Source organism: Pseudomonas sp. MF6747 (genome assembly GCF_963890955.1).
GTDB lineage: Bacteria > Pseudomonadota > Gammaproteobacteria > Pseudomonadales > Pseudomonadaceae > Aquipseudomonas.
This window is the reverse complement of record NZ_CAWPSZ010000052.1, coordinates 109,606-130,547: the sequence shown is the minus strand read 5'-3', so window position 1 is coordinate 130,547 and position 20,942 is coordinate 109,606. Positions and strand designations below refer to the sequence as shown.

General features: G+C 61.3%; 18 protein-coding genes. 5 read left to right on the top strand and 13 right to left on the bottom strand.

Translation table 11 applies throughout. The features are described 5' to 3' along the window. Nucleotides 1–48: 48 nt before the first annotated feature. Both waaA and AACW30_RS29220 read right to left on the bottom strand, forming a co-directional pair. Nucleotides 49–1,326: a lipid IV(A) 3-deoxy-D-manno-octulosonic acid transferase gene (gene waaA / locus AACW30_RS29225; RefSeq protein WP_200624023.1), complete on the bottom strand. Its 1,278-nt coding sequence runs from the start codon at nucleotides 1,324–1,326 to the stop codon at nucleotides 49–51. 23 nt (nucleotides 1,327–1,349) lie between these two features. Then, nucleotides 1,350–2,240 (bottom strand): LysR family transcriptional regulator, encoded by an 891-nt coding sequence (locus AACW30_RS29220; protein WP_200624022.1) that lies wholly within the window; start codon nucleotides 2,238–2,240, stop codon nucleotides 1,350–1,352. Between the two features lie 104 nt (nucleotides 2,241–2,344). Here AACW30_RS29220 and AACW30_RS29215 point away from each other — a divergent pair, with 104 nt between their 5' ends. Genes AACW30_RS29215 through AACW30_RS29200 form a run of 4 tightly spaced genes read left to right on the top strand, consistent with a single transcriptional unit; the run spans nucleotide 2,345 to nucleotide 5,733 of the window. Beyond that, the gene (locus AACW30_RS29215) at nucleotides 2,345–2,680 is read left to right on the top strand and encodes a DMT family transporter (protein ID WP_106577597.1); all 336 of its coding nucleotides are present in this window, start codon (nucleotides 2,345–2,347) and stop codon (nucleotides 2,678–2,680) included. A 55-nt stretch (nucleotides 2,681–2,735) separates the two neighbouring features. Then, entirely contained in the window at nucleotides 2,736–3,914 is a 1,179-nt protein-coding gene (locus tag AACW30_RS29210) for an NAD(P)/FAD-dependent oxidoreductase (protein ID WP_200624021.1), read from the top strand. Next, nucleotides 3,911–4,723, top strand: a complete 813-nt coding sequence (locus AACW30_RS29205) for an aldo/keto reductase (protein WP_200624020.1) — start codon at nucleotides 3,911–3,913, stop codon at nucleotides 4,721–4,723. Before AACW30_RS29210 ends, AACW30_RS29205 begins: the two co-directional genes overlap by 4 nt. A gap of 41 nt (nucleotides 4,724–4,764) precedes the next feature. Further along, nucleotides 4,765–5,733 (top strand): metal ABC transporter ATPase, encoded by a 969-nt coding sequence (locus AACW30_RS29200; protein ID WP_106577594.1) that lies wholly within the window; start codon nucleotides 4,765–4,767, stop codon nucleotides 5,731–5,733. A 65-nt stretch (nucleotides 5,734–5,798) separates the two neighbouring features. Here AACW30_RS29200 and AACW30_RS29195 read toward each other — a convergent pair whose 3' ends face one another. The 3 genes from AACW30_RS29195 to msbA all read right to left on the bottom strand — a co-directional run bounded on the left by AACW30_RS29195 (nucleotide 5,799) and on the right by msbA (nucleotide 10,187). Then, nucleotides 5,799–6,734: an NAD-dependent epimerase/dehydratase family protein gene (locus AACW30_RS29195; protein ID WP_145160105.1), complete on the bottom strand. Its 936-nt coding sequence runs from the start codon at nucleotides 6,732–6,734 to the stop codon at nucleotides 5,799–5,801. Beyond that, nucleotides 6,727–8,151 carry a bifunctional D-glycero-beta-D-manno-heptose-7-phosphate kinase/D-glycero-beta-D-manno-heptose 1-phosphate adenylyltransferase HldE gene (hldE, locus tag AACW30_RS29190; protein WP_106577765.1) on the bottom strand — a complete coding sequence of 475 codons (1,425 nt, stop codon included), beginning with the start codon at nucleotides 8,149–8,151 and terminating at the stop codon, nucleotides 6,727–6,729. The genes AACW30_RS29195 and hldE overlap by 8 nt, the downstream gene beginning before the upstream one ends. Before the next feature lie 230 nt (nucleotides 8,152–8,381). Further along, entirely contained in the window at nucleotides 8,382–10,187 is a 1,806-nt protein-coding gene (gene msbA, locus AACW30_RS29185; RefSeq protein WP_200624019.1) for a lipid A export permease/ATP-binding protein MsbA, read from the bottom strand. A gap of 159 nt (nucleotides 10,188–10,346) precedes the next feature. On the opposite strand from msbA, the gene AACW30_RS29180 reads away from it, so the two are divergent. Then, complete coding sequence (locus tag AACW30_RS29180) at nucleotides 10,347–12,206, top strand: bifunctional O-antigen ligase/aminoglycoside phosphotransferase family protein (RefSeq protein ID WP_179678329.1); 1,860 nt, start codon at nucleotides 10,347–10,349, stop codon at nucleotides 12,204–12,206. A gap of 42 nt (nucleotides 12,207–12,248) precedes the next feature. Here AACW30_RS29180 and AACW30_RS29175 read toward each other — a convergent pair whose 3' ends face one another. The 8 genes from AACW30_RS29175 to AACW30_RS29140 all read right to left on the bottom strand — a co-directional run bounded on the left by AACW30_RS29175 (nucleotide 12,249) and on the right by AACW30_RS29140 (nucleotide 20,912). Then, nucleotides 12,249–13,133, bottom strand: coding sequence for a glycosyltransferase (locus AACW30_RS29175; RefSeq protein ID WP_200624018.1), 885 nt, complete (start codon nucleotides 13,131–13,133; stop codon nucleotides 12,249–12,251). Continuing rightward, nucleotides 13,130–14,284, bottom strand: a complete 1,155-nt coding sequence (locus AACW30_RS29170; protein ID WP_106577589.1) for a glycosyltransferase family 4 protein — start codon at nucleotides 14,282–14,284, stop codon at nucleotides 13,130–13,132. Before AACW30_RS29170 ends, AACW30_RS29175 begins: the two co-directional genes overlap by 4 nt. Further along, nucleotides 14,281–15,165 (bottom strand): DUF6625 family protein, encoded by an 885-nt coding sequence (locus AACW30_RS29165; protein ID WP_200624017.1) that lies wholly within the window; start codon nucleotides 15,163–15,165, stop codon nucleotides 14,281–14,283. The genes AACW30_RS29170 and AACW30_RS29165 overlap by 4 nt, the downstream gene beginning before the upstream one ends. A 58-nt stretch (nucleotides 15,166–15,223) precedes the next feature. Then, a complete protein-coding gene (locus tag AACW30_RS29160) occupies nucleotides 15,224–16,639 on the bottom strand; it encodes a PIG-L deacetylase family protein (protein WP_200624016.1) in 1,416 nt (471 codons plus the stop codon). After that, nucleotides 16,636–17,532, bottom strand: a complete 897-nt coding sequence (locus AACW30_RS29155; protein ID WP_106577586.1) for an antimicrobial resistance protein Mig-14 — start codon at nucleotides 17,530–17,532, stop codon at nucleotides 16,636–16,638. The genes AACW30_RS29160 and AACW30_RS29155 overlap by 4 nt, the downstream gene beginning before the upstream one ends. After that, a complete protein-coding gene (locus tag AACW30_RS29150; protein WP_200624015.1) occupies nucleotides 17,532–18,662 on the bottom strand; it encodes a glycosyltransferase in 1,131 nt (376 codons plus the stop codon). Before AACW30_RS29150 ends, AACW30_RS29155 begins: the two co-directional genes overlap by 1 nt. Next, a complete protein-coding gene (locus AACW30_RS29145; RefSeq protein WP_119737974.1) occupies nucleotides 18,646–20,403 on the bottom strand; it encodes a carbamoyltransferase family protein in 1,758 nt (585 codons plus the stop codon). The genes AACW30_RS29150 and AACW30_RS29145 overlap by 17 nt, the downstream gene beginning before the upstream one ends. Before the next feature lie 152 nt (nucleotides 20,404–20,555). Continuing rightward, nucleotides 20,556–20,912: a YceK/YidQ family lipoprotein gene (locus tag AACW30_RS29140; protein WP_200624014.1), complete on the bottom strand. Its 357-nt coding sequence runs from the start codon at nucleotides 20,910–20,912 to the stop codon at nucleotides 20,556–20,558. Nucleotides 20,913–20,942: the final 30 nt, after the last annotated feature.

Genomic DNA, 20,942 nt, shown 5'->3' with positions numbered 1-20,942 from the left:
ATGGACCGAGGCGTTTGCATCGCAGGCAAGCCAGCTCCCACCTTTGGATCAGCGTTGAATCAGTCTGTCCAACCCATCCAGCAGGCGCTTCAGTGCGCCCTGGTTGGCCTGCATCACTGCCAGCCCCGCCTGCGCCATCTTGCGCGCATCCTGCGGCAGCTCGAACAGCTGCCGCACCGCCTCGGCCAAGCCCTCGGCGTCATCCACCTCCCGCAACGCCCCGGCCTCGCGCATCATTGCGCTGATTTCGAGGAAGTTGAACAGGTGCGGCCCCATGATCACAGGCTTGGCCAGCGCTGCCGGCTCCAGCGGGTTATGCCCGCCCGTCGGCACCAGGCTGCCGCCGACAAACGCGCTGTCGGCCAGGGCGTAGAGAAACAGCAACTCGCCCATGGTGTCGCCGAGCAGTACCGACGTTTGCGCCGTCACAGGCTCGCCACTGGAGCGGCGCACCGTGGTGAATCCTTGCTGCCCGCACAGCTCGAACATCGGGCCGAAGCGCTCCTGATGACGCGGCACCAGAATCAACAATGCATTGGGATAACTTTCGAGCAGCTGGCGATGCGCAGCCAGGACCACGTCGTCTTCGCCTTCATGGGTGCTGGCGGCGATCCACACCGGGCGTTCGCTGGCGCCCCATTGCTCGCGCAAGGCGGCAGCGCGCGCCGGCAGCTCGGGGTTGATGGTCAGGTCGAACTTGATCGAGCCGGTCACCTCGACGGTTTCCGGGCGCGCGCCCAGGCTCAGGAAGCGCTGGGCTTCGGTGTGTGTCTGCACGGCGAACAGGCTCATTTGCGCCAGCATCGGTGCGGTGAGCTTGGCGAATCGTGCGTAGCCCTTGGCCGAACGCGCCGACAACCGCGCATTGGCCAGCGCCACCGGAATACCGCGTTGGGCGCAGGCGTGAATATGGTTGGGCCACAACTCGGTTTCCATGATCACGGCGAGCTTAGGCTGCACGCGATCTAGAAAACGCTTGGCCGCGCACGGCAAGTCATACGGCAAGTAGCAATGCTGTACGCGCGGTTCATTGGCGAACAGCGCCTGGATGCGCTCGGAACCGGTGGGCGTCATGCAGGTGACGGTGATCGGCAGCGTCGGATGCCGCGCCATCAGCCCGCGAATCATCGGCGCGGCGGCGATGCTTTCACCTACCGATACCGCATGCACCCAGATCCCGCCCGGCTGCATCACCGGCAGGCCATAGGAGAACCGCTCGCCGACGCGCTTGGCGTAGGCCGGCGCCTTGCGCGCACGCAGCCACAGACGTAAAGCCACCAACGGCAGCGCCAGGTAAAACAGACAGCTGTAGAGAGTTCTATTCATGGCGGCGGAGTTTATCGGCTTTTTCAGTCGATCGCCTGCAAGCACTCGGCAAATCGTGCGGCCAGGAAGCGCGCTGCGGGACCGAGGTGCTCGTCACGGCGCCAGACCAGTTCCACCACCAGCGCGGGCGGTGTCCATTCGCTGTCCAGCTCAACCATTTGTTGTTGATAAGTCGGGTACTGCACGATGTGCCGCGGCAGCCAGGCCCAGCCCAGGCCACTCATCAGCCATTCGGCCAACACGTAAAAGCTGTCGGCGCGCCATACCAGTGGGCTGGCGGCTTCACTGCCGGGGTAGACGCTGGTCTGTGTCGACATCAACAGTTGGCGAAACTGCGCCAGATGCTGGCAGGTCACGTACGGTTGCTCGGCCAGCGGATGATTCACACCGCACACGGTGACCATTTCCACACTGCCCACCACCCGCCGCTCAAGCGCCTCAGGGATTTGGTCGTGGTAAAACAACAGGCCCAGGTCGGCCTTGCGTTCCACCAACTTGCGCGCCACATCGCCTTGAGCGGCGCTGGAAAGCTGCACCTCCAGCTGCGGGTATTGCCCGGCCAGCGCCTCAAGGCTGTCGAGTACCGGCTGGAACAGCATGGCCTCGTCCTGGGCCAGGCGCAGGCAGGCTTCCTCGCCACGGGTCAGTGACAGCGCGCGGCCATTGAGCCGTTCACACTGGCGCAATACCTCACGGGCTTCCTCCAGCAACACACTGCCGGCTTCGGTCAGGCGCGGCTGGCGGCCACTGCTACGCTCAAACAGGCTCAGCCCCAGGTCCGCTTCCAGCAGGGCGATACCGTTGCTCACCGCCGATTGCGCCTTGCGCTGGTCGCGGGCCACCGCCGAAAACGAACGCTGTTCGGCAACGCTGACAAACAGGCGCATCTGGTCCAGGTTCCACTGCACGCTCATGGTTCAACCCATCTTGAATTCGGATAGGTAATGACTTTATCCCATCTGCCGAAGCGTTAGAATGCTGACCTTATTCAAGTACGTCACACACCGAGGATTACCCCATGAATGCCGCCTACCTCTACCTGGCCATCGCCATTTGCTCGGAAGTGATCGCAACCGTATCCATGAAAGCCGTCAAGGGCTGGAGCACACCGCTTCCACTGGCGCTGGTCATCGTCGGCTACGGCATTGCGTTCTGGATGTTGACCCTGGTGGTGCGCACCGTGCCGGTGGGCGTGGCGTATGCGGTGTGGGCCGGCATGGGCATCGTGATGGTCAGTGTCGCCGCGCTGTTCATCTATGGGCAAAAGCTCGACCTGCCGGCGATGCTGGGCATGGGCCTGATTGTGCTGGGCGTGGTGGTGATTCAGCTGTTCTCGAAAACCGCCGGGCACTGACCGCCACTCAACAGCCTGTATACTGCGCCTCTTGTCTTGAACACTGAGGTCGCCGATGCCATCCGTTATTTCCACCGACGTTCTGATTGTCGGCGCCGGGGTTGCTGGCCTCTGGCTTAACGCGCGCCTGCGCCGCCAGGGGTTTTCCACGGTGTTGGTGGAAAGCGCCACGCTGGGCGGCGGGCAAAGCGTGAAGTCCCAGGGGATCATCCACGGCGGCGCGAAATACGCCCTGCACGGCGCGCTCACCGGCGCGTCCGAAGCGATTGCCGACATGCCGCGCCGCTGGCGCGAGGCGTTGGCGGGTGATGGCGAACTCGACCTGTCGGGCGTGCACCTGCTGTCCGAAGCCCATTACCTGTGGTCGCCCGGCACACTCGCCGGCAACCTCACCAGCTTCTTCGCCAGCAAGGCCGTGCGTGGCCGTGTCGACCAGGTCAAGGGCGACGAATTGCCGCCGGCCCTGCAGGACCGTCGCTTCAAGGGCAAGGTCTACCGCCTGGCCGAGCTGGTGGTCGACGTGCCGAGCCTGATCGAGCGTCTGGCCCAACTGGCGGGTGACGGTTTGCTCGCCGGCCAGCACATCGAACCGCTGCGCGATGGCGATAGCCTGGTGGGTTTGAAGGTTGACGGCCGTGAGATTCGCGCCCAGCGCATCGTGCTCAGTGCCGGTGGCGGCACGGCTGATTTGCTCAGCGCCCTGGGCCTGAGCCAGCCCGCCATGCAAAAGCGCCCGCTGCATATGATCATCGCCAAGGGCCCGGGCTTGAAGCCGCTGTATGCGCACTGCCTGGGCGGCGGCACCAAGCCACGCCTGACCATCACCACCCACCCGGCCGCCGATGGCAACTGGGTGTGGTACATGGGCGGCGATATCGCCGAGGCCGATGGCGTGGCGCGCACACCTGAAGAACAGATCGCCACTGCGCAAAAAGAGCTGGCGCAATTGCTGCCGTGGATCGACATGAGCCAGACGCAATGGGCGACCTTGCGCGTGGACCGCGCCGAGCCGCTGCAATCGGGCCTGACCCGCCCCGACAATGCGTTCCTTGCCGAAGAGGGCCGCCTGCTGGTGGGTTGGCCGACCAAACTGGCGCTGGCGCCAGACTTCGCTGACCGCGTACTCAACGCTCTGCAACGCGACGGTATCCAGCCGAGCGCCAACAACGACGCCCTGCCCGAGCTGCCAAAACCAGCCCTCGGCCAACCTGCCTGGGAGCACCTGTTGCCATGAGTCTGCCCACCCTGCACGACCTGCATCGCCCCTTGGGCAGCACCGGCCTGCTGGTGTCGCCACTGGGCCTGGGCACAGTAAAACTGGGCCGCGACCAAGGGGTGAAATACCCCAACGGCTTCCAGATTCCTGATGATGACGAGGCGCGCACGCTGCTGCGCCAGGCACGCCAGCTGGGCATCAACCTGATCGACACCGCGCCGGCTTACGGCCGCAGCGAAGAACGCCTGGGGCCGCTGTTACGCGGCCAACGCAATGACTGGGTGATTGTCAGCAAGGTGGGTGAAGAGTTTGCCGATGGCGTGTCGCAGCATGATTTCAGTGCGGCCCATACGCGGATGTCGATCGAGCGCAGCTTGAAACGACTTGAAACGGATTTTATCGACCTGGTGCTGGTGCACTCCGATGGCAATGACCTGCATATCCTCAATGATTGCGAGGTGTACCAGACCCTGGCAGCGCTGAAAAAAGAGGGCAAGATTCGCGGTTTCGGCTTCTCCGGCAAAACCGTCGAAGGCGGCGTGAAGGCTCTGGAACAAGGTGATTGCGCAATGGTCACCTACAATCTGAACGAACAGAGCGAGAAAACCGTCATTGATTACGCCGCTGCCCATGGCAAAGGCATCCTGGTGAAAAAAGCCCTGGCCAGCGGCCACGTGTGCCTGGAGCCTGGAATGGATCCAATTCACGCCAGTTTCATGTTGTTGTTTGCGCAAACGGGCGTCGCCAGTGCTATTGTCGGGACCATTAATCCGCTGCACCTGGCCCATAACGTGGCGACCGCTGCCAAGGTCATTCGTCAACTCTGATGCCGCCGACGCGGCCGACCCCGTCGCAAGAAGGAGCCGACATGCCGCGCACGCTTATTAGAAAAAACCCCAGCAACTTTAAAACACTGCCGCTGCACGTCGAAGCCACCCCCGAAGGCCTGAGTTACCAGAGCGTGGGCATGCCGCTCAACTTCGCCCAGACCCTGCAACGGCGCAAGCCGGTGGAGGTGGCGGACCCGGAGCGTTTCGCCCTGGAACTGGCGAATCTCGGTGTGTCGGTGCGACTGACCCTGCACTGGCAAAACAAGGATTACTGGGTATTGGTCCGCCAACGCCGCCAGGACCGTGGCGACGTGGTGCTCAAGCTGATCTCGGGCTATGTGCCGGCCCACGAACTGAACCTGCCGCTGCACACCGCCATCCAGGAAATTGCCGAAGAATGCCTGCTGGAGACGCCTGAAGGCTGGCTCGGCGGACGCTTCAACGACACCTGGCTGCCGGCGCCCTACTCCACCGCCCTGCATTACCGTGAAGCACTGCCATTTCGGTTGAGCCCTTTGTCGGGCGCCGCCCGCCCGGTGCGCTGCGCGACCACGCAATTGATCGAGCGGCCACGGGCCTACGTGCACCTGCCGACGGCGTCGCTGCAATTGATTTATGACTTGCGCCTTGAGGTGCCGAAGGAAGCCAAATCCCTCAGCCTGTTTCATGTGGATGAGCGACTTGAAGGCGACCAGTTGGTAGCCCGGCTGGACCGCAAGCGCCCGGATTTGTACCTGATGCCGCTCAAAGATGGCCAGCCTGTAGCAGAGCTGTACACCGTCAAGAAAGACCAGCTGTATCCCGCCAGCACACGCGGTTTATACCTGGCCGAAAGCTTTGCTCAGCAAGACGGCTGGTTGGTACGTGATGAGCGGATTCGCTGGAAGGATTGGCTCAGGCAGCAAGGCCTGGCCCAGCCTGAAAAAGAGTCGAAACTGAAGCGATTGACCGGCAAGGCGCGGCAGATGCTGCGCAAGATTGTGCCGAAGAAAAAAGCCAAGGGGTGAAACCGCTCTGATCCGGGCGCTGGCTTGCCCGGCTCCCAGATAAAGCGGCTCCTACAGTTGACGGTTCAGCCCGTGAGCAACCGCTCCAGGCCCACCTTCAACGGCGTGGGCTCAGGCAGCGTGAAACTCGCCAACAGCCGCTGGTTATTGGCCCGCGAATGCCGAATATCCCCCGAGCGTGCCGGCCCGTAAGTGATCGTCGGCAACTGACCCACCACTTCTTCCAGCGCCTGCAACACCTGCTTGAGCGTGGTGGTGCGGTTCCAGCCTACGTTGATCGCACCCAGCGGCGCGTCGGGCGCTTCGATGGCCTGTACCAGCACATCGACCAAATCTTCCACGTACATGAAATCGCGGGTTTGCTCGCCATCACCAAACACGCTGATCGGCACACCCTGCTGCACACGCTCGCTGAAAATACTGATCACCCCGGAATACGGCGAGGACGGATCCTGGCGTGGCCCGAAGATGTTGAAGAAGCGGAAGATCACCGGCTCAAGGCCATGCTGGCGGCGGTAGAAATCGAAGTAATGCTCACCGGCCAATTTGTCCGAGGCATAAGGTGTCAGCGGCGCCTTGGTGGTCTCTTCGTCAATCGACGCGCCCTCACCATTGTTGCCATACACCGCCGCGCTGGACGCAAACACCACGCGCTTGACCCCGGCCTTGCGCATCGCTTCGCAGACATTCAGGGTACCGACGAAGTTGCTCTGGTGAGTGCTCACCGGGTCATCCACCGACGCCTGCACCGAGGCCACTGCGGCCAGGTGCACCACGGCGCTCACGCCAACGGCGGCTTGCGCCACCAGCTCGGCATTGGCCACATCACCCTCAATCAGTTGCACACGCGGGTTGCCCAACGCCAGGTTGCTGCGCTTGCCGGTGGACAGGTCATCCAGCACCCGCACGGCGTAGCCTTTGGCAAGCAACGCATCAACCAGATGCGAACCGATAAAACCGGCACCGCCGGTGATCAGGACCCACTTATCAGCGTTACTCATTGTTGCGGATCTTCTCGACAATAGCGGTGGTCGAGCTGTTCTCGACCAGGCCCAGCACCTTCACCGTACCGCCGTAAGCGCCGACGATATCGGCACCCACGACCTGATCGACGGAGTAGTCGCCGCCCTTGACCAATACATCGGGCTTGACCTGGGCCAACAGGTTTTCCGGAGTGCCTTCGGAGAAGCTGATCACCCAGTCCACCGCGCCCAGACCGGCCAATACCGCCATGCGCCGATCAACACTGTTGATCGGACGGCCAGGGCCTTTCAGGCGGCTGACCGAAGCGTCGTCGTTGACCGCAACGATCAGGCGATCGCCTTGGGCTCGGGCCTGCTCAAGATAGGTCACGTGACCGGCGTGCAGGATGTCGAAACAGCCGTTGGTGAACACAATGCTTTCGTTGTGGGCCCGCGCATCGTCAATCGCCAGCAGCAATTGCTCAATGGTCAGCACACCACGCTCGGAGCCTTCGGAGCGCTGGATAGCCCGGCGCAATTCCGGCGCGCTGATGGCCGCGGTGCCCAGCTTGCCGACCACAATGCCCGCCGCCAGATTGGCCAGGGCCACGGCGTGGGGCAATTCCTCACCGGCTGCAATCGAGGCAGCCAGGGTGGAGATCACGGTGTCGCCGGCGCCGGTAACGTCGAACACTTCACGCGCACGCGCCGGCAAGTGCATCGCCGGGTGGCCCGGACGCAGCAGCGTCATGCCATGCTCGCCACGGGTCACCAGCAAGGCGCCCAGGTCGAGGTCGGCCATCAACGTGGCGCCCTTGGTCACCAGCTCGTGCTCGTCGGCGCAACCGCCGACGATGGCTTCGAACTCGCTGAGGTTTGGCGTGATCAGGCTGGCGCCCCGATAAATCGAGAAGTCCTTGCCCTTGGGGTCGGCCAGTACCGGAATGTTGCGGGCCTTGGCGGCCTGGATCAGCATCTGGTGGTTCTTCAGGGCGCCTTTGCCGTAGTCGGACAAGACCAGCACCTTGATGCCTTCGAGCAACGTGTCGACTTGCTCGCTCAGCGCCAAGGCGTCGGTGGCGAAGGGTTCTTCAAAATCAATACGCAGCAGTTGCTGGTGACGGCTCATGACCCGCAGCTTGACGGTGGTCGGCTGATGGGCGATGCGCTGGAACAGTGCGCGCACGCCGGCACCGCGCAGGCTGTTGGCCAGGCTGTCGGCGGCTTCGTCGTCGCCGGTCACACCCACCAGGGAGGCCGGGGCGCCGAGCGCGGCAATATTGAGGGCAACGTTGGCAGCGCCACCTGGACGGTCTTCGATTTGCTCGACCTTGACTACCGGTACCGGTGCCTCAGGGGAAATCCGTGAGGTACCGCCATGCCAGTAACGGTCGAGCATGACATCGCCGACCACCAAGACAGGGGCTTGATCGAATCGCGGCATGGACAACTTCATGGAGCAACCCACATACAAAATGAACAGGGGCGCGATATTAGCACAGGGTTACAGGAGGCTTGTGGAGGGCGTGACAGAAGATGGTACGGGAGACGGAGAGCGAATCCGCTGATGAAACAAATGTGGGAGCGGGCTTGCCCGCGAAGACGGCGTGTCAGTCGACATCTCTATGACTGATCTACCGCATTCGCGAGCAAGCCCGCTCCCACGCTGGGCCGGTGGCCCCTGACTCAGGTGATGTCGGCCGGTACCGGCGCATCCAGGCCCATGGCATGCAAGCGGGTGTAATAGCCGTTCTGGGCCAGCAGCTCGGCGTGAGTGCCGCGCTCGACAATCCGGCCGTCGTCCATCACCAGGATCAGGTCGGCCTTCTCAATGGTAGAGAGGCGATGCGCAATCACTAACGTCGTGCGGCCCTGCATGACTTTGTCCAGTGCGGCCTGGATGTGCCGCTCGGATTCGGTGTCGAGGGCCGAGGTGGCCTCGTCGAGAATCAGCAACGGCGCGTTCTTGAGCAACGCCCGCGCGATCGCCAGGCGCTGACGCTGGCCGCCGGACAACAGCACGCCGTTCTCGCCAACCTGGGTGTCGAAACCCTTCGGCAATTGGTCGATGAAGTCTTTGGCATAGGCATCCGCCGCCGCCGCTTCAACGTCCGCACGTGGCGCGCCGGCCAGGTCGCCGTAGGCGATGTTGTTGGTGACGGTGTCGCTGAACAAGGTCACATGCTGGGTCACCTGGGCGATGTGCCGGCGCAGGTTTAGTAGTTTGTAATCTTCGATCTCTACGCCGTCGAGCAGGATTTCACCACTCTCGTGATGGTAGAAACGCGGAATCAGGCTGGCCAGGGTCGACTTGCCGCTGCCGGAACGCCCCACCAGCGCGATCATCTGCCCAGGCTCGGCGGTGAAGCTGATGTCCTTGAGCACATGGCGCTCAGTGCCTGGGTAGGTGAAGTTCAGGTGACGCACTTCCAGGCGGCCGCTGACCTTGTCGCGCTCAACGGTGCCGCGGTCGATTTCCTGCTCTTCGTCCAACTGCTCGAAAATGCTCTCGGCACCGGCCACACCTTTCTGGATGGTCGAGCTGACTTCCGACAATTGACGGATCGGCTTGGGCAACAGCCCGGCCAATGTGATGTAGGCCACCATGTCACCCGCCGACGCATCACCGCGAAGGTAAAGCACCAGGAACATCAGCACCGCCATGGCGGTGTAGATCACCAGTTGCAGCAACGGAGTGTAGATCGCCCCAGTGCGGGTCATGCGCAGTTGCTTGTCGGTGTTGCCTTGGCTGGCCTTGAGGAAACGCTTCTCCTCGTAGACTTCGCCGCCGAAGCTGCGCACCACACGGTAGCCCTGAATGGTTTCCGAGGCCACGTGGGTCACATCACCCATGGCAACCTGGATCTTCTTGCTCTGCTTGCGGAATTTCTTGCTGGCCGTGCTGACCATCACCGCAATCAACGGCAGGATGGCGATCATCACCAGCGTCAGGCGCCAGTTCATGAACAGCAGCGAGGCGAACAGGAAGATCACCGTCATGCCTTCGCGGATCACCACTTTAATGGCATCGGTCGCCGCGCCCGTGACCATGGTCACGTTAAAGGTGATGCGCGAAATCAGGTGCCCGGAGTTGTGGTTGTCGAAGTAGCGGTTGGGCAGCGTCAGCAGGTTGTTGAACAACTGCACGCGCAGGTCGTGGACCAGGCCCAGGGAAACCTTGGCCAACAGGTAGTTGCCCAGGAACGAACCCAGGCCCTGCCACGCTGCGATCAGAATGATCAACAACGGCACGGCTTGCAGCAATTGCAGGTCACGCAGGAACGGTACGCTGGGAAACAGCACCGCTTCAGGGTTGGACAAACCGTCGACGAAGTACTTGAGGATGTACCCCAGCATGGGCTGGGTCGACGCGAAAATCAGAAATCCGACAATACTCAACGCGAACAAGCCGGCGTAGGGCTTAACGTACATGAGCAGGCGGAAGTATATTTTCAAGCTCGAAGGGCTTGCGCTCGGACTGGAGTCGGTCATATCACGCGGCGTTTTGAAAAAGGAGGCTGACTTTAGCACAGCTTCTCTGTTGTACTTGCACCCGGTATGACCCTCGGCCTGGTTGGATCCAGCCGACGACATTATATAGCCACTACTTTAAGATGGTCGGCTTTCTCTATTCTGGAATGGCTTTTCTGTATGCACTCCAAGCGCCTTATTTATGGCTCAAATCGCGTTTTCGACTTCCTGGTCCTATGGATTTTGCCCATTGGCTTGTTGTTGCTTCTGAGTTCATTGTTCTACGTCACCAACCGCAACGTCATGCACCGTCTCTACTACGGCTTTTTCAGTGTGCCGACCTTGTTCCTGCTGTGCCTGCGCCCGCGGGAAATCAAAGAACTGCTGCGCGAACCTTTGATCATTGCGCTTCTGGCATTTTGCGCCTGGGCGCTGATCACCGTGCTGTGGAGCCCGCAACCCACCGGCGACTCCAACCTGTTCAAGGTGCCGCTGCAAACCTTCATGCTGTTTGCCGGCTGTGGGCTGTTGCTGCACTACCGCAGCGAGCTGTTCAAACCGATCTTTTTCAGCGCCGCCGTCATTGCCCTGGTGGTGTGCCTGTTCAACCTGATGGCGTTCGCCAAAGGCTTCGTGCCCGGCGTGAGCATGCGCATGATCGGCGGCCTGGGCGCTCTCGATAACCCACTGCTGAGCTCCCATCTGTTCGGCTTTTTCTGCATCTATTGGCTGTATGTCTGCATCACCACCCAGCGCTTGCAGGTGTTGTTGTTCAGCGCGCCTGCGCTGGCGGTCATGACGCTTGCAGTCCTGGCCACCGGCTCTCGCACGCCACTGGTTGCGCTGACGCTGGCCGCCGTGTGGATCGCATTTGTCAGCCGCAATCGCCGTTCAGCACTGATGATCGCGGCCCTGGTGCTTGGCGCTGCAGCGCTGCTGCTGTTTTATCCTGAAGCGATTACCGAGCGTGGCAGTTCGTACCGTTTTGAATTGTGGGGCATGACCCTGCAGCGTATCGCCGACCATCCGCTGATCGGCCACAGCTACGACTCCGAACTGTCCTTGATCGTGGACGGTTACGAACTGATGGAACCGCACAGCTTTGCTCTCGGCGTGCTCTATTACGTCGGCATCATCGGCTTTATCCCGTGGATCTTCATGCTCGGCTGGGGCCTGTACAAAGGTTTCAAAGAGCGCGCACAACCGCTGTTTCTGCTGGCGTCCGCCCTGCTGGCCTATGGCATCGGCGCCGGTCTGACTGAAGGCGGCGGGATCCTGTCGCGCCCTAAAGAGCATTGGTTCCTGCTGTGGATTCCGCTGGCGCTGATCGCCGGCCTGAGTATCGCCAAGCGCCGTCGCAGCCTGCTCGGCATGCGTGTGCAAACGCCCGCACCGCTGGCGTTCGACGCCCTGCGTAAAGGCGCTGCCGTCATCGAGGAAGATGGTCTTGGGCCCAAGGTCCTGCGCCTTGAGGACGGCAGCTTCCTCAAGCTGTTCAGGGCGCGCCGCTGGTACACGTCCGGGGGTTTCAATCCGTATTCGGAACGCTTCGCCAGCAACAGCGAACACCTGCAGCAACTGGGTATCGCGTCACCGCGGATTCTGGATGTGTACAGCTTGCGCGATGGCAGCAGTGCCGTGCGCTATCAGCCCCTGCCCGGCCTGACCCTGCGCCAGGCGCTGCAGAGCCTGGACAGCAGCCTGCGAGAATCGCTGATAGAACGCTTTGGCAGGTTCATGGCCCAACTGCATGAGCGCGGCGTGTACTTCCGCTCGCTGCACTTGGGCAACGTTCTGCTGATGGACGATGGTGAGTTCGGCCTGATCGACGTGGCCGACATGCGCATTTATCCGTCGCCGCTGCGCAACACGCTGCGCCAGCGCAACGTGAAGCACATGCAACGCTACACGCAGGACCGCAACTGGTTGTTCGAAGCTCACTTTGAACAGTTGGCCAGTGGCTATGCGTTGGTTGCGTCGCCGCAAGCCACGGTCAAACTCCGTGAGCACGTGCTGACCCTGGCACGCCCGGCCGCTTGATACATGCCAAGTGCGCCCCGGCGAGGGGCGCACACTGGCGTGTCAGTCTTTTTCCAGCGGCGAAAAATACAGCCGCGCCAAACCCCGCCAGGTTTTCTTGTTCCAGGCCCGAAACGGGATCTGCGCCAACAACTCTCGCGCCAACACGCGATTGCGGTTGGAGGTCTTGAGGAACATGGAGCTGAGAAACTTGTAACGCACCTCGTCATAGAGCGGGTGGTCACTGAACAACGCGTAAGAGCGCAGGATATTGTCGATCATGAATCGGTGGTTCTTGTACGAGTTGGTGGCGTGCTTGCGGTAGCGGGCCATGACCACGTTCAGACCATCGATGAAGTACCCGGCATGGGTGATCTTCAACTCGATCAACAAGTCTTCCAGGCGAATCTCGGGGTCAAACCCACCGACCTTTTCCAGCGCCTCACGCCGAATCATCAGCGTGGGTGCCGGCGGATAGGGTTTGCGCTCCAGGAACATGTCGTCGAAGTCCAGGCGCCGAAACGGCACGTCGCGGCGCTGGCGCTTCTCGGGAAGCAGTTCGCCTCGCGAATCGATCAGCTCGATGTTACCCGCACAGATACCCACATCCGGCTTGCCGTCCATGTAAGCCACCTGAATCGCAATGCGCTCTGGCTTCATGATGTCGTCGGAGCCAAACGGCACGATCAGCGGGCCTTGGGAGCGTGCAATAGCGCCATTGAGCGTATTCGTCAGGCCTTGATTCTGCTGGACGCGAAAGTCGAAGGTGTGGCGCTCCTGCAGGCGGCGGATGCGCTCGACACTGTCGTCTGTCGAGCCGTCATCAATCACCAGCAGTTCGATGTTGGGGTAGGTCTGGTTCAGCACACTGAGGATGCTTTCCTCGATGTACGGGCCGTGGTTGTACGAGGCGATGATCACCGTGACCAAGGGCTGACTTGGGTTCATACATTGTTCCTGCGTGCTTGGGCCAACCCGGATTCGATCAGCTCCAGGTATTGCTGGCGGAACACCTCAATGTCATGTTGCGCCTGAAGGTACTGGTAAGCCTGCTCGCCCTTTTGTGCGAGCGCTTCATCGGACAGCGCCAGATACGTGTCCAGCGCCTGGGTCAATGCGGGCACGTTGGCCGGCTCCACTGCCAGGCCACCGGCGCCTTCAATCAAAGGCAGCATGGCCGGCACACTGGAGGCGATCACCGGCAGGCGACCGCTCATGCCTTCGAGCAGCGCCAGGCCCAAGCCTTCTGCCAGCGAGGGCATGGCCCAGATATCGAAAGCGCGCACGTACTGCAGGGCGTTTTCCTTGAAGCCCAGCAAGTGCACCCGCCCATCAAGGCCAAGGCTCTGGATCTGCGCGGCCAGGTTGGCCTGCTCGCGCCCCGCGCCAATGATGGCGAGTTGCGCCGCAGGGTATTTATCCTTGAGCGCTGCAAACGCCTGCAGCAAATAGGTGTGCCCCTTGACTGGAACCAGACGGCCCAGGGCGCCGATCAATCGCACCGAAGGGTCGATGCCCAGTAACTCACGCGCGCGTTCGCGCGAATGCTGCAAGCCTTCGGCCTGCTCGATGTCGATGGCGTTGGTAATCGCGTAGGTATTGCTGTCGGTAAACCCGCACTTGCAGTCCAGCAAGTACTGTTTGACCGCCGGCGACACCCCGACAAACCGCCAATGCTCGTCGATCCAGCGCTGCGCCTGTTTACGGCGGTAGAGACGGTCATACTCGCCAAAGCCGTGGGAGATCCCGATACACAGTGGAATCTTCAACCAGCGGTTGAGTTGCAACATCATGTTGACCGGCTTGAAGCGGTTGCACACCACCACGTCAAACTGTTCCTTGCGACAGAACTTATACATCTGCCACATGGCGCGCAGCCTCAAGCCCTTGAGCGCCTTGTCGGAGAAATCGAAGTAGACCGACGTTGCCGCCCGGCTGACCGGGTCCGCGGGCCCGGGTCGGCCACGCAAAAACGCGGCGGTGACTTCATAGCGGTCCGCAGGCAATGCCTTGACGATCTGTTCGGCCAGGTCGGCAAAATCATGGGATTTAACATTGTAGTCAGGCTGCAATTGCAGGACCTTGAAACGCCGACTCATAACTCTCCTCGATGGAAACCTGTGGCATCAACGACCCACGACGGTTCAGCCGCCAGCGCCTCGACGTACTCGCTGTCGGGCTCCGGTAACCGTGGCCACTGATTACGCTTCCAGCAGACAAAATGGAAATAGGGAAATTCGCGCTCGCCATCCCTGTCATTGGTCAGACGACCGTTATTCCAGAACCACTGATGCGGGAAGCGATCACTGCCGTCGTGCCATTTGATCACACCGCCCGGCGTACTGAACGCCTCGGTGAACTCACTGCGGCGGCGCCAGGGATTGAGCTTGCCGACCAACTCGAACAACGGTTTCGGAAAATTCTTGCGCCACAGGAAAATCCTGCTGAACGCGCCTTCATCCAGCGCATGATGCGCCTGATCAGTGAAACGCGCCTCCCAATCCTTGATCTGCATGAACACCTGGCGCTTTCTGGCCGTGTTGCGCATCAGGCACAAATGGCCGGCGACCCGTCGTTCGTGGGTCGAAAACAAATCATAGCCAGCCAGTCGATCGGGCGTGAAATAGCGACGCAGATTGCCGTAAACAAGGTCCAGGTCGCCAAACGCCCAGAAGTCGTAACCTTGGAGGCGATCAGCATGGATATGCCCCAGCGCAGGCTTGATGTCACACAACTTATAAGCCGCTTGCGGGGCAAACGGGATGTTCAACCGTTGCGATACCAACGCGCAGTAATCGGAGAAGGTAATGCTTTCAATCCTGACGTTGTCCGGCACATTGCTCGGTATCGGGCAGTCGCTGAATAACAGCCAGTCAATATCGGCATTGTGTCGGCAGCTTTCGAGAAAAAACGGCATCCAGAATGGCCAGCGGCCAAAGTAAGGAATGAGGAAGAGGATGCGGGGGCACTGATTGATCAAAACGGACTCACTGTCATTTTTTGCGGGAGCGCACTGCGCCCCTCCACGTTACGTAACCTTACTTGTGCTTGATGAACCAAAAAAGTTCATGTCGCCTTACAGCCTTGCGGTAAAACTCATTTCCCCCCCAGGGTGAAATGGCCCTTGCGGCCAGCAACCGTTGGATCGCACGCCGCACGCGCCGCTTGAACGGCATCCTGGGCTGCAAGTCATGCATCATGCCCAGCGACATGGCCTTGTCACGCTGTTGTTCGGCAGACACCGGCACGCAGAAGGGCTGCAAGGTGATGGTCGAATCAAAACAGGGCGGCAACGCGATGCCGTTGCCCGAATCGCCCATCGGCCAGCGGTCGTTGTCATGCAGGTGATTGGCGTAGCCGAGCAGCGTGGTCGGCTGCCACTCCAGCCCTTGCAGGGCTTGCAGCACGGCATGCTGTGCGCAGACATGGTCAGGGTGCGGGTCGAGCACCGGATGCGGCAGCACGATAACGTCAGGACGCGCCATCAGCAGCACCGCGCGCAGATCTGCCAGCAGATTGTTCCAGGTCGGCCGACCATCGGCATCCGCAGGCAAGGGGAACGGGTTGAATTGGCGAAACACGCGAATGTCGCTCAACTCGGCTTCTCGTGACGCCACCGCGCGATCAGGCTCGGCCCTCATCGCCGCCAGCTGCAGGCAGAAGTACCCCAGCTGCACGCAGTTTTCCTGCGGCACACCCGCCCAACGCGGCACGGCGATACTGTCCCAGGCGCGCAACCGGCCCTTGAGGCGTGCAGCCTCGGGCTTGCCCAGGCCCATCTGTTGATAATGCTCGGCTTCGATTTCGCCGGCCGTCAACGTCACGATCCAGGGCTGCGCCGCCTGACTGTACAGGCCAAAGGCGGCAAGCTCGGCATCATCGGCATGGGGCGCAATCACCATCACCCGCTGCTGACGCACGTCGGGCTGGCGAAATACCGACAACACCGGCGTGCCTTGCACACGGCAGAACCGGCCGCTCAGGCGCAGTTGCCCCGCGAGCAGCGCTTGCGCCTGGCCGGTGAGATTCAAGTAGCGCAAGCCGTTGACGCCGCGCTCGAACACCTGCCGATCGCCCTGTGGCAAGGCGATAAACGGATCAATAAAGCGCCCCAGCAAGCCGCTCTTGAGCCGCAGCGCAAGGATCAGCGTCTCGTCGCCCGACAGCTCCAGCGCCTGCTCCAGCAGCAATCGGCCGTTATCCAGAACAACCTTGGGTTGCTCGGTCTCCGCCGCAAAGGCGTACTGATAGTCGTCGCCGGGCGAGTAAAACAGATGGTCGGCAAACCAGGCTTCATGGGCCACCCAGGCCAGAATTGCCAGCAGCAGCGGCAGCCACCAGGCCACCGCCACGCCGACGCCGATCAACACCAGCAAACCGACCAGCAGCGCCGTACGCTTGTTGCGGCGATGGCGTTTGAGCAGGGCTTGCTTGCGGCTGGGAGAATCACTCATACCTTAAACACCGGCACCGGGTTGCACCAACGGTCTTTATACTCGCGGTCTGCCCGGCCAAACGAAAATCGCAGCGGCTTGCCGGCTTCCCGCGCCTGTTCCCAGGCACTTTGCGTGTTGAGGAAACTCAGCACGCTGCCGGGGCTGAACTCACGCGTCTGAGGGTCTACGCCGCCATTGACGTACTCGACGCTGACCCACTCTGGCGCTTCAACGCGGTAAACCAGCTGAATCGCGATCGGCGCATCGTTGAGGAAAATCACCGAGCCGATCAACCATTCACGCAGCAGTTCGATCACCTGCGCCATGCGCTCGGCGCCGGTGGCGGGAAAGCCCCAGCGGCGTTGGAACAAATCACAGTAAATTGCCGCCAGCTCGGCACTGGTGAACGTCTGGACCGCACGCACAACACCGCCCGCCTCTTCCAGCAGACGCAACTCGCGGCGCTGGTTATAGCGAAATTTCTTCGAGAGTTCTTCCGGGGTACGCGCCATGGCCAACTGCTCGGTCTGCAGCTTGATGCCGGCAAAACGGCCTTCATTCAGCGCCGACAGGTAGCGCGCGCGATGACGCAAAGGGGCTTGAGCATCGGCGGCGGCCGGCAGAATCAACTCGGCATTGCCCAGGTCGAACAAGCCCTTCTTGCCTTTGCGCTTGAGCACATCCTTGGATAACGCCAAGTCCTGGCCCCAGGTCGCAATACAGGCCTTGAGTTCGCCGCCGTGTTCCCACGCCAGGTAGCGCACAGGAATCTCGGCCAGCCCGGCAAGACGCTCAACCACCTGCGGATGGGTGGCAACACTGCCACCATAACGCTGCCAGGCGTCGCTGTAGGTGGACGCGTCAACGACGGACCAGCCACGCTCGCGCCAGCCTTGGAATCGATTGAGCATCACGCCCTCGCGGTCAGTTCAGTAACGTGCGGCAGCTGCCAGAAGGCAGCGCGAACCGCCTGGTCCGAGAACTGCTCGTGCAAGCGCTCCAGCATCATCTGGGCGCATTGCGCGTGCTGCTGACGATCCATTGCCGCCAGGTGCCGAAGCCCCTGGCCCAAGTGTTCGGCATCGCCGAAGGGAAACAGGATCCCCACGCCTTCGACCACTTCCCGGGCGCCACCACACGCTGTTGCCAACAGCGGCACGCCGGCGGCCATCGCCTCCAGCAGTACCATGCCGAAAGGCTCGTGATCGGAACTCAGGGCAAAGGCGTCGAAGGCTCGGAAGTAACGGCGCGCATCCGGCACCTGGCCAAGGAACAGCACCTGCTCGGCAATCCCAAGCTCACGGGCCAAGGCCTTGAGGTCTTTCTCCAAGCGGCCGGTGCCGAGGATGGCCAGACGACTTTGTGCCGGCAAATGCGGCAGCGCCAGGGCAAACCCTTTGAGCAAGGTCGCCTGGTCCTTGTCCGGGTGCAGGCGGCCAACGTTGCCGACCACCCACTCATCCGGCGACAGCCCCAACGCATCACGCGCCGCTTCGGCCGGAACCTGCAGGGCCTGCATGGCGTCGACGTCGATGCGGTTGTACAGCGTTTGAATCCGCGCTGCCGGCCAGGCCGGCAAGCAACGGCGTATGTCGTCACGCACCGCATCGGACACACCAAGCAGGCTCAAACGCTTGCGGAAAATCGACGCAAACAGCTTGCGGCTGCGGCGCTGATAATCACCAAAAGCGTGATGCACACCGATCACCGGCAAGCGCGTGCCGAGCAAGGCGATATAGATCGGCTTGAACCGGTGAGCAATGCAGAAACTGAAATTGCGTGACGCCGCGATCTTGCGCAGCTCACCGATGGCGCCCAGCTTCAGGCCACGAATGGCCTTGGAGCTGAATTCCATGAACAACACTTCATCAGAGGCACAACCGGCCGCCACATCGGGGTCGGCGACCCCGGTGAGAAACACCGTGGTCACCTTGTAGCCCGAGCCTGCAAACAGGCTGGCGTACTGCCGCGCGCAATCGAGGAACGGCCCGTCATAGCCGTGGCAGAACTGCAGGACGTGGCGATCAGCCGACCGAGTCATAAGGGTCCACGCCGTCTTTGACGACCAGGATGTCTTCCATGATCAGGTACTGCAGGTCGGAGCCGAAGAACATGTTCAGCGCGTCGGTCGGCGAGCAGATCATTGCTTCGCCGCGACGGTTGAGCGAGGTGTTCAGGGACACGCCGTTGCCGGTCAGTACTTCCAGCTCTTTCATCATGTCGTAGTAACGCGGGTTGTATTCGCGCTTGAGCACCTGGGCACGGGAAGTGCCGTCTTCGTGCACCACTTCCGGCACACGGGTTTTCCATTCTTCCGACACTTCAAAGGTGAAGGTCATGAACGGCGCCGGGTGATCGACCTTGATCATCTGTGGCGCAACGGTGTCGAGCATCGACGGGCAGAAAGGCCTCCAGCGCTCGCGGAACTTAATCTGGTGGTTGATGCGATCCGCCACGCCGGTGGCGCTTGGGCAACCAATGATCGAACGACCGCCCAACGCGCGCGGGCCAAACTCCATGCGGCCCTGGAACCAGGCCACCGGGTTACCGTCGACCATGATCTTGGCGATGCGCTTGGGCATGTTCTCGATCTTGCGCCACACCGGTTTGCTTGCGTGCTTGGCGCACGCGGCGATCACGTCTTCGTTGCTGTAGGACGGGCCGAGGTAGACGTGTTCCATCTTCTCGACCGGTACACCACGGGCGTGGGACACGTAGGCGGCGGCACCCACCGCGGTGCCGGCATCGCCGGACGCCGGCTGCACGAACAGCTCCTTGACGTCATCGCGGGCAATGATCTTCTGGTTCAGCTTGACGTTCAGCGCGCAGCCGCCGGCGAAGGCCAGCTTGCCGGTGTCTTTGAGGATGTCGCCCAGGTAGTGGTCGATCATCTGCAGGGCCAGCTTCTCGAACAGCGCTTGCATGCTGGCCGCGTAGTGGATGTACGGCTCGTCGGCGATATCGCCTTCGCGCTTGGGACCCAGCCACTCGATCAGTTTTGGCGAGAAGTAGAACCCCTTGCCCTTCTCTTTGTAGCGACGCAGGCCGATGACGTTGGCGTAGTCGGTGTTGATCACCAGCTCGCCGTTCTCAAACGAGGCCAGACGCGAGAAATCGTACTTGCTGGCATCGCCATACGGCGCCATGCCCATGACCTTGAACTCGCCGTCGAGCATCTCGAAACCGAGGAACTCGGTGATCGCGCCATACAGGCCGCCGAGGGAGTCCGGATCGTAGAATTCCTTGATCTTGTGGATCTTGCCGTTTTCGCCGTAGCCGAAGAAGGTGGTGGCGTACTCGCCCTTGCCGTCGATCCCGAGAATCGCGGTTTTCTCCTGGAAGCCGGAGCAGTGGTAAGCGCTGGAGGCGTGGGCCAGGTGGTGTTCAACCGGTTCGATCTTGATTTTCTTCGGATCGAAGCCCAGTTGCTCCAGGCACCAGACGATCTTGTTGCGGTAGCGCTTGTAGCGACGGTTGCCCATCAGGATCGCGTCAAGGGCGCGGTCCGGGGCGTACCAGTAACGCTTGGCATAGTGCCAGCGCGCCTCGCCGAACAGGCTGATCGGGGCGAACGGAATCGCCACCACGTCAACGTCGGAAGGCTTGATACCGGCTTGTTCCAGGCAGAACTTCGCCGATTCGTAGGGCATGCGGTTCTTTGCATGTTTGTCGCGTACGAAGCGCTCTTCTTCGGCGGCCGCGATCAGCTTGCCGTCGATATACAAGGCTGCGGAAGGATCATGGCTAAGGGCGCCGGACAGGCCAAGAATCGTCAATGCCACAGGGGTCTAGCCTCTTTTAGTCTGCATGCAGGCGGGTTGCGCCTGAAAAAAGTGTGCCTCTCGCCTGGACGAGAAACAGCTAAAGGGCGGGATTATAGCGTAAACACGCCACGTGATGATCTAGGGAATGTGGCGACCGGTTGTCACTGCGCCTAGCGGTAGATCTCAATGCTGCCGTCCTTGTTCTGGCGGTAGATCGTGTAGGGCAGCACCAGCGTGTCCATTACACCGGAGGCAATCGCCTCAATGGCAATGACCGGGAACGCATTGCTTTCGCGCGGCGCAAAGGTTGGGTTGTTAATGCCTTTTTCAGGCTGGGGCTCACTGTTCAAGTAACAAAACCCGTAGATCACGCCGCTGTAGATACGCGGCACGTTTTCGCAGTGGCTGTGCGCATCCTTGAGGCTCTGGCTGGCCACAGCGTCCGGGCGAAACACGGTATTGATGGTGCCGCAGCCGGTGAGCAGTGCGAGCGTCAGCATCCATGGAAGGGTGAAACCACGATTCATAGACAACTCCATTTGTCATGGCCAGCTTAT

Bases quoted from the DNA above. Each gene is read 5' to 3' on its own strand.
- waaA (WP_200624023.1), bottom strand. From the start codon at position 1,326: ATGAATAGAACTCTCTACAGCTGTCTGTTTTACCTGGCGCTGCCGTTG.
- AACW30_RS29220 (WP_200624022.1), bottom strand. From the start codon at position 2,240: ATGAGCGTGCAGTGGAACCTGGACCAGATGCGCCTGTTTGTCAGCGTT.
- AACW30_RS29215 (WP_106577597.1), top strand. From the start codon at position 2,345: ATGAATGCCGCCTACCTCTACCTGGCCATCGCCATTTGCTCGGAAGTG.
- AACW30_RS29210 (WP_200624021.1), top strand. From the start codon at position 2,736: ATGCCATCCGTTATTTCCACCGACGTTCTGATTGTCGGCGCCGGGGTT.
- AACW30_RS29205 (WP_200624020.1), top strand. From the start codon at position 3,911: ATGAGTCTGCCCACCCTGCACGACCTGCATCGCCCCTTGGGCAGCACC.
- AACW30_RS29200 (WP_106577594.1), top strand. From the start codon at position 4,765: ATGCCGCGCACGCTTATTAGAAAAAACCCCAGCAACTTTAAAACACTG.
- AACW30_RS29195 (WP_145160105.1), bottom strand. From the start codon at position 6,734: ATGAGTAACGCTGATAAGTGGGTCCTGATCACCGGCGGTGCCGGTTTT.
- hldE (WP_106577765.1), bottom strand. From the start codon at position 8,151: ATGAAGTTGTCCATGCCGCGATTCGATCAAGCCCCTGTCTTGGTGGTC.
- msbA (WP_200624019.1), bottom strand. From the start codon at position 10,187: ATGACCGACTCCAGTCCGAGCGCAAGCCCTTCGAGCTTGAAAATATAC.
- AACW30_RS29180 (WP_179678329.1), top strand. From the start codon at position 10,347: ATGCACTCCAAGCGCCTTATTTATGGCTCAAATCGCGTTTTCGACTTC.
- AACW30_RS29175 (WP_200624018.1), bottom strand. From the start codon at position 13,133: ATGAACCCAAGTCAGCCCTTGGTCACGGTGATCATCGCCTCGTACAAC.
- AACW30_RS29170 (WP_106577589.1), bottom strand. From the start codon at position 14,284: ATGAGTCGGCGTTTCAAGGTCCTGCAATTGCAGCCTGACTACAATGTT.
- AACW30_RS29160 (WP_200624016.1), bottom strand. From the start codon at position 16,639: ATGAGTGATTCTCCCAGCCGCAAGCAAGCCCTGCTCAAACGCCATCGC.
- AACW30_RS29155 (WP_106577586.1), bottom strand. From the start codon at position 17,532: ATGCTCAATCGATTCCAAGGCTGGCGCGAGCGTGGCTGGTCCGTCGTT.
- AACW30_RS29150 (WP_200624015.1), bottom strand. From the start codon at position 18,662: ATGACTCGGTCGGCTGATCGCCACGTCCTGCAGTTCTGCCACGGCTAT.
- AACW30_RS29140 (WP_200624014.1), bottom strand. From the start codon at position 20,912: ATGAATCGTGGTTTCACCCTTCCATGGATGCTGACGCTCGCACTGCTC.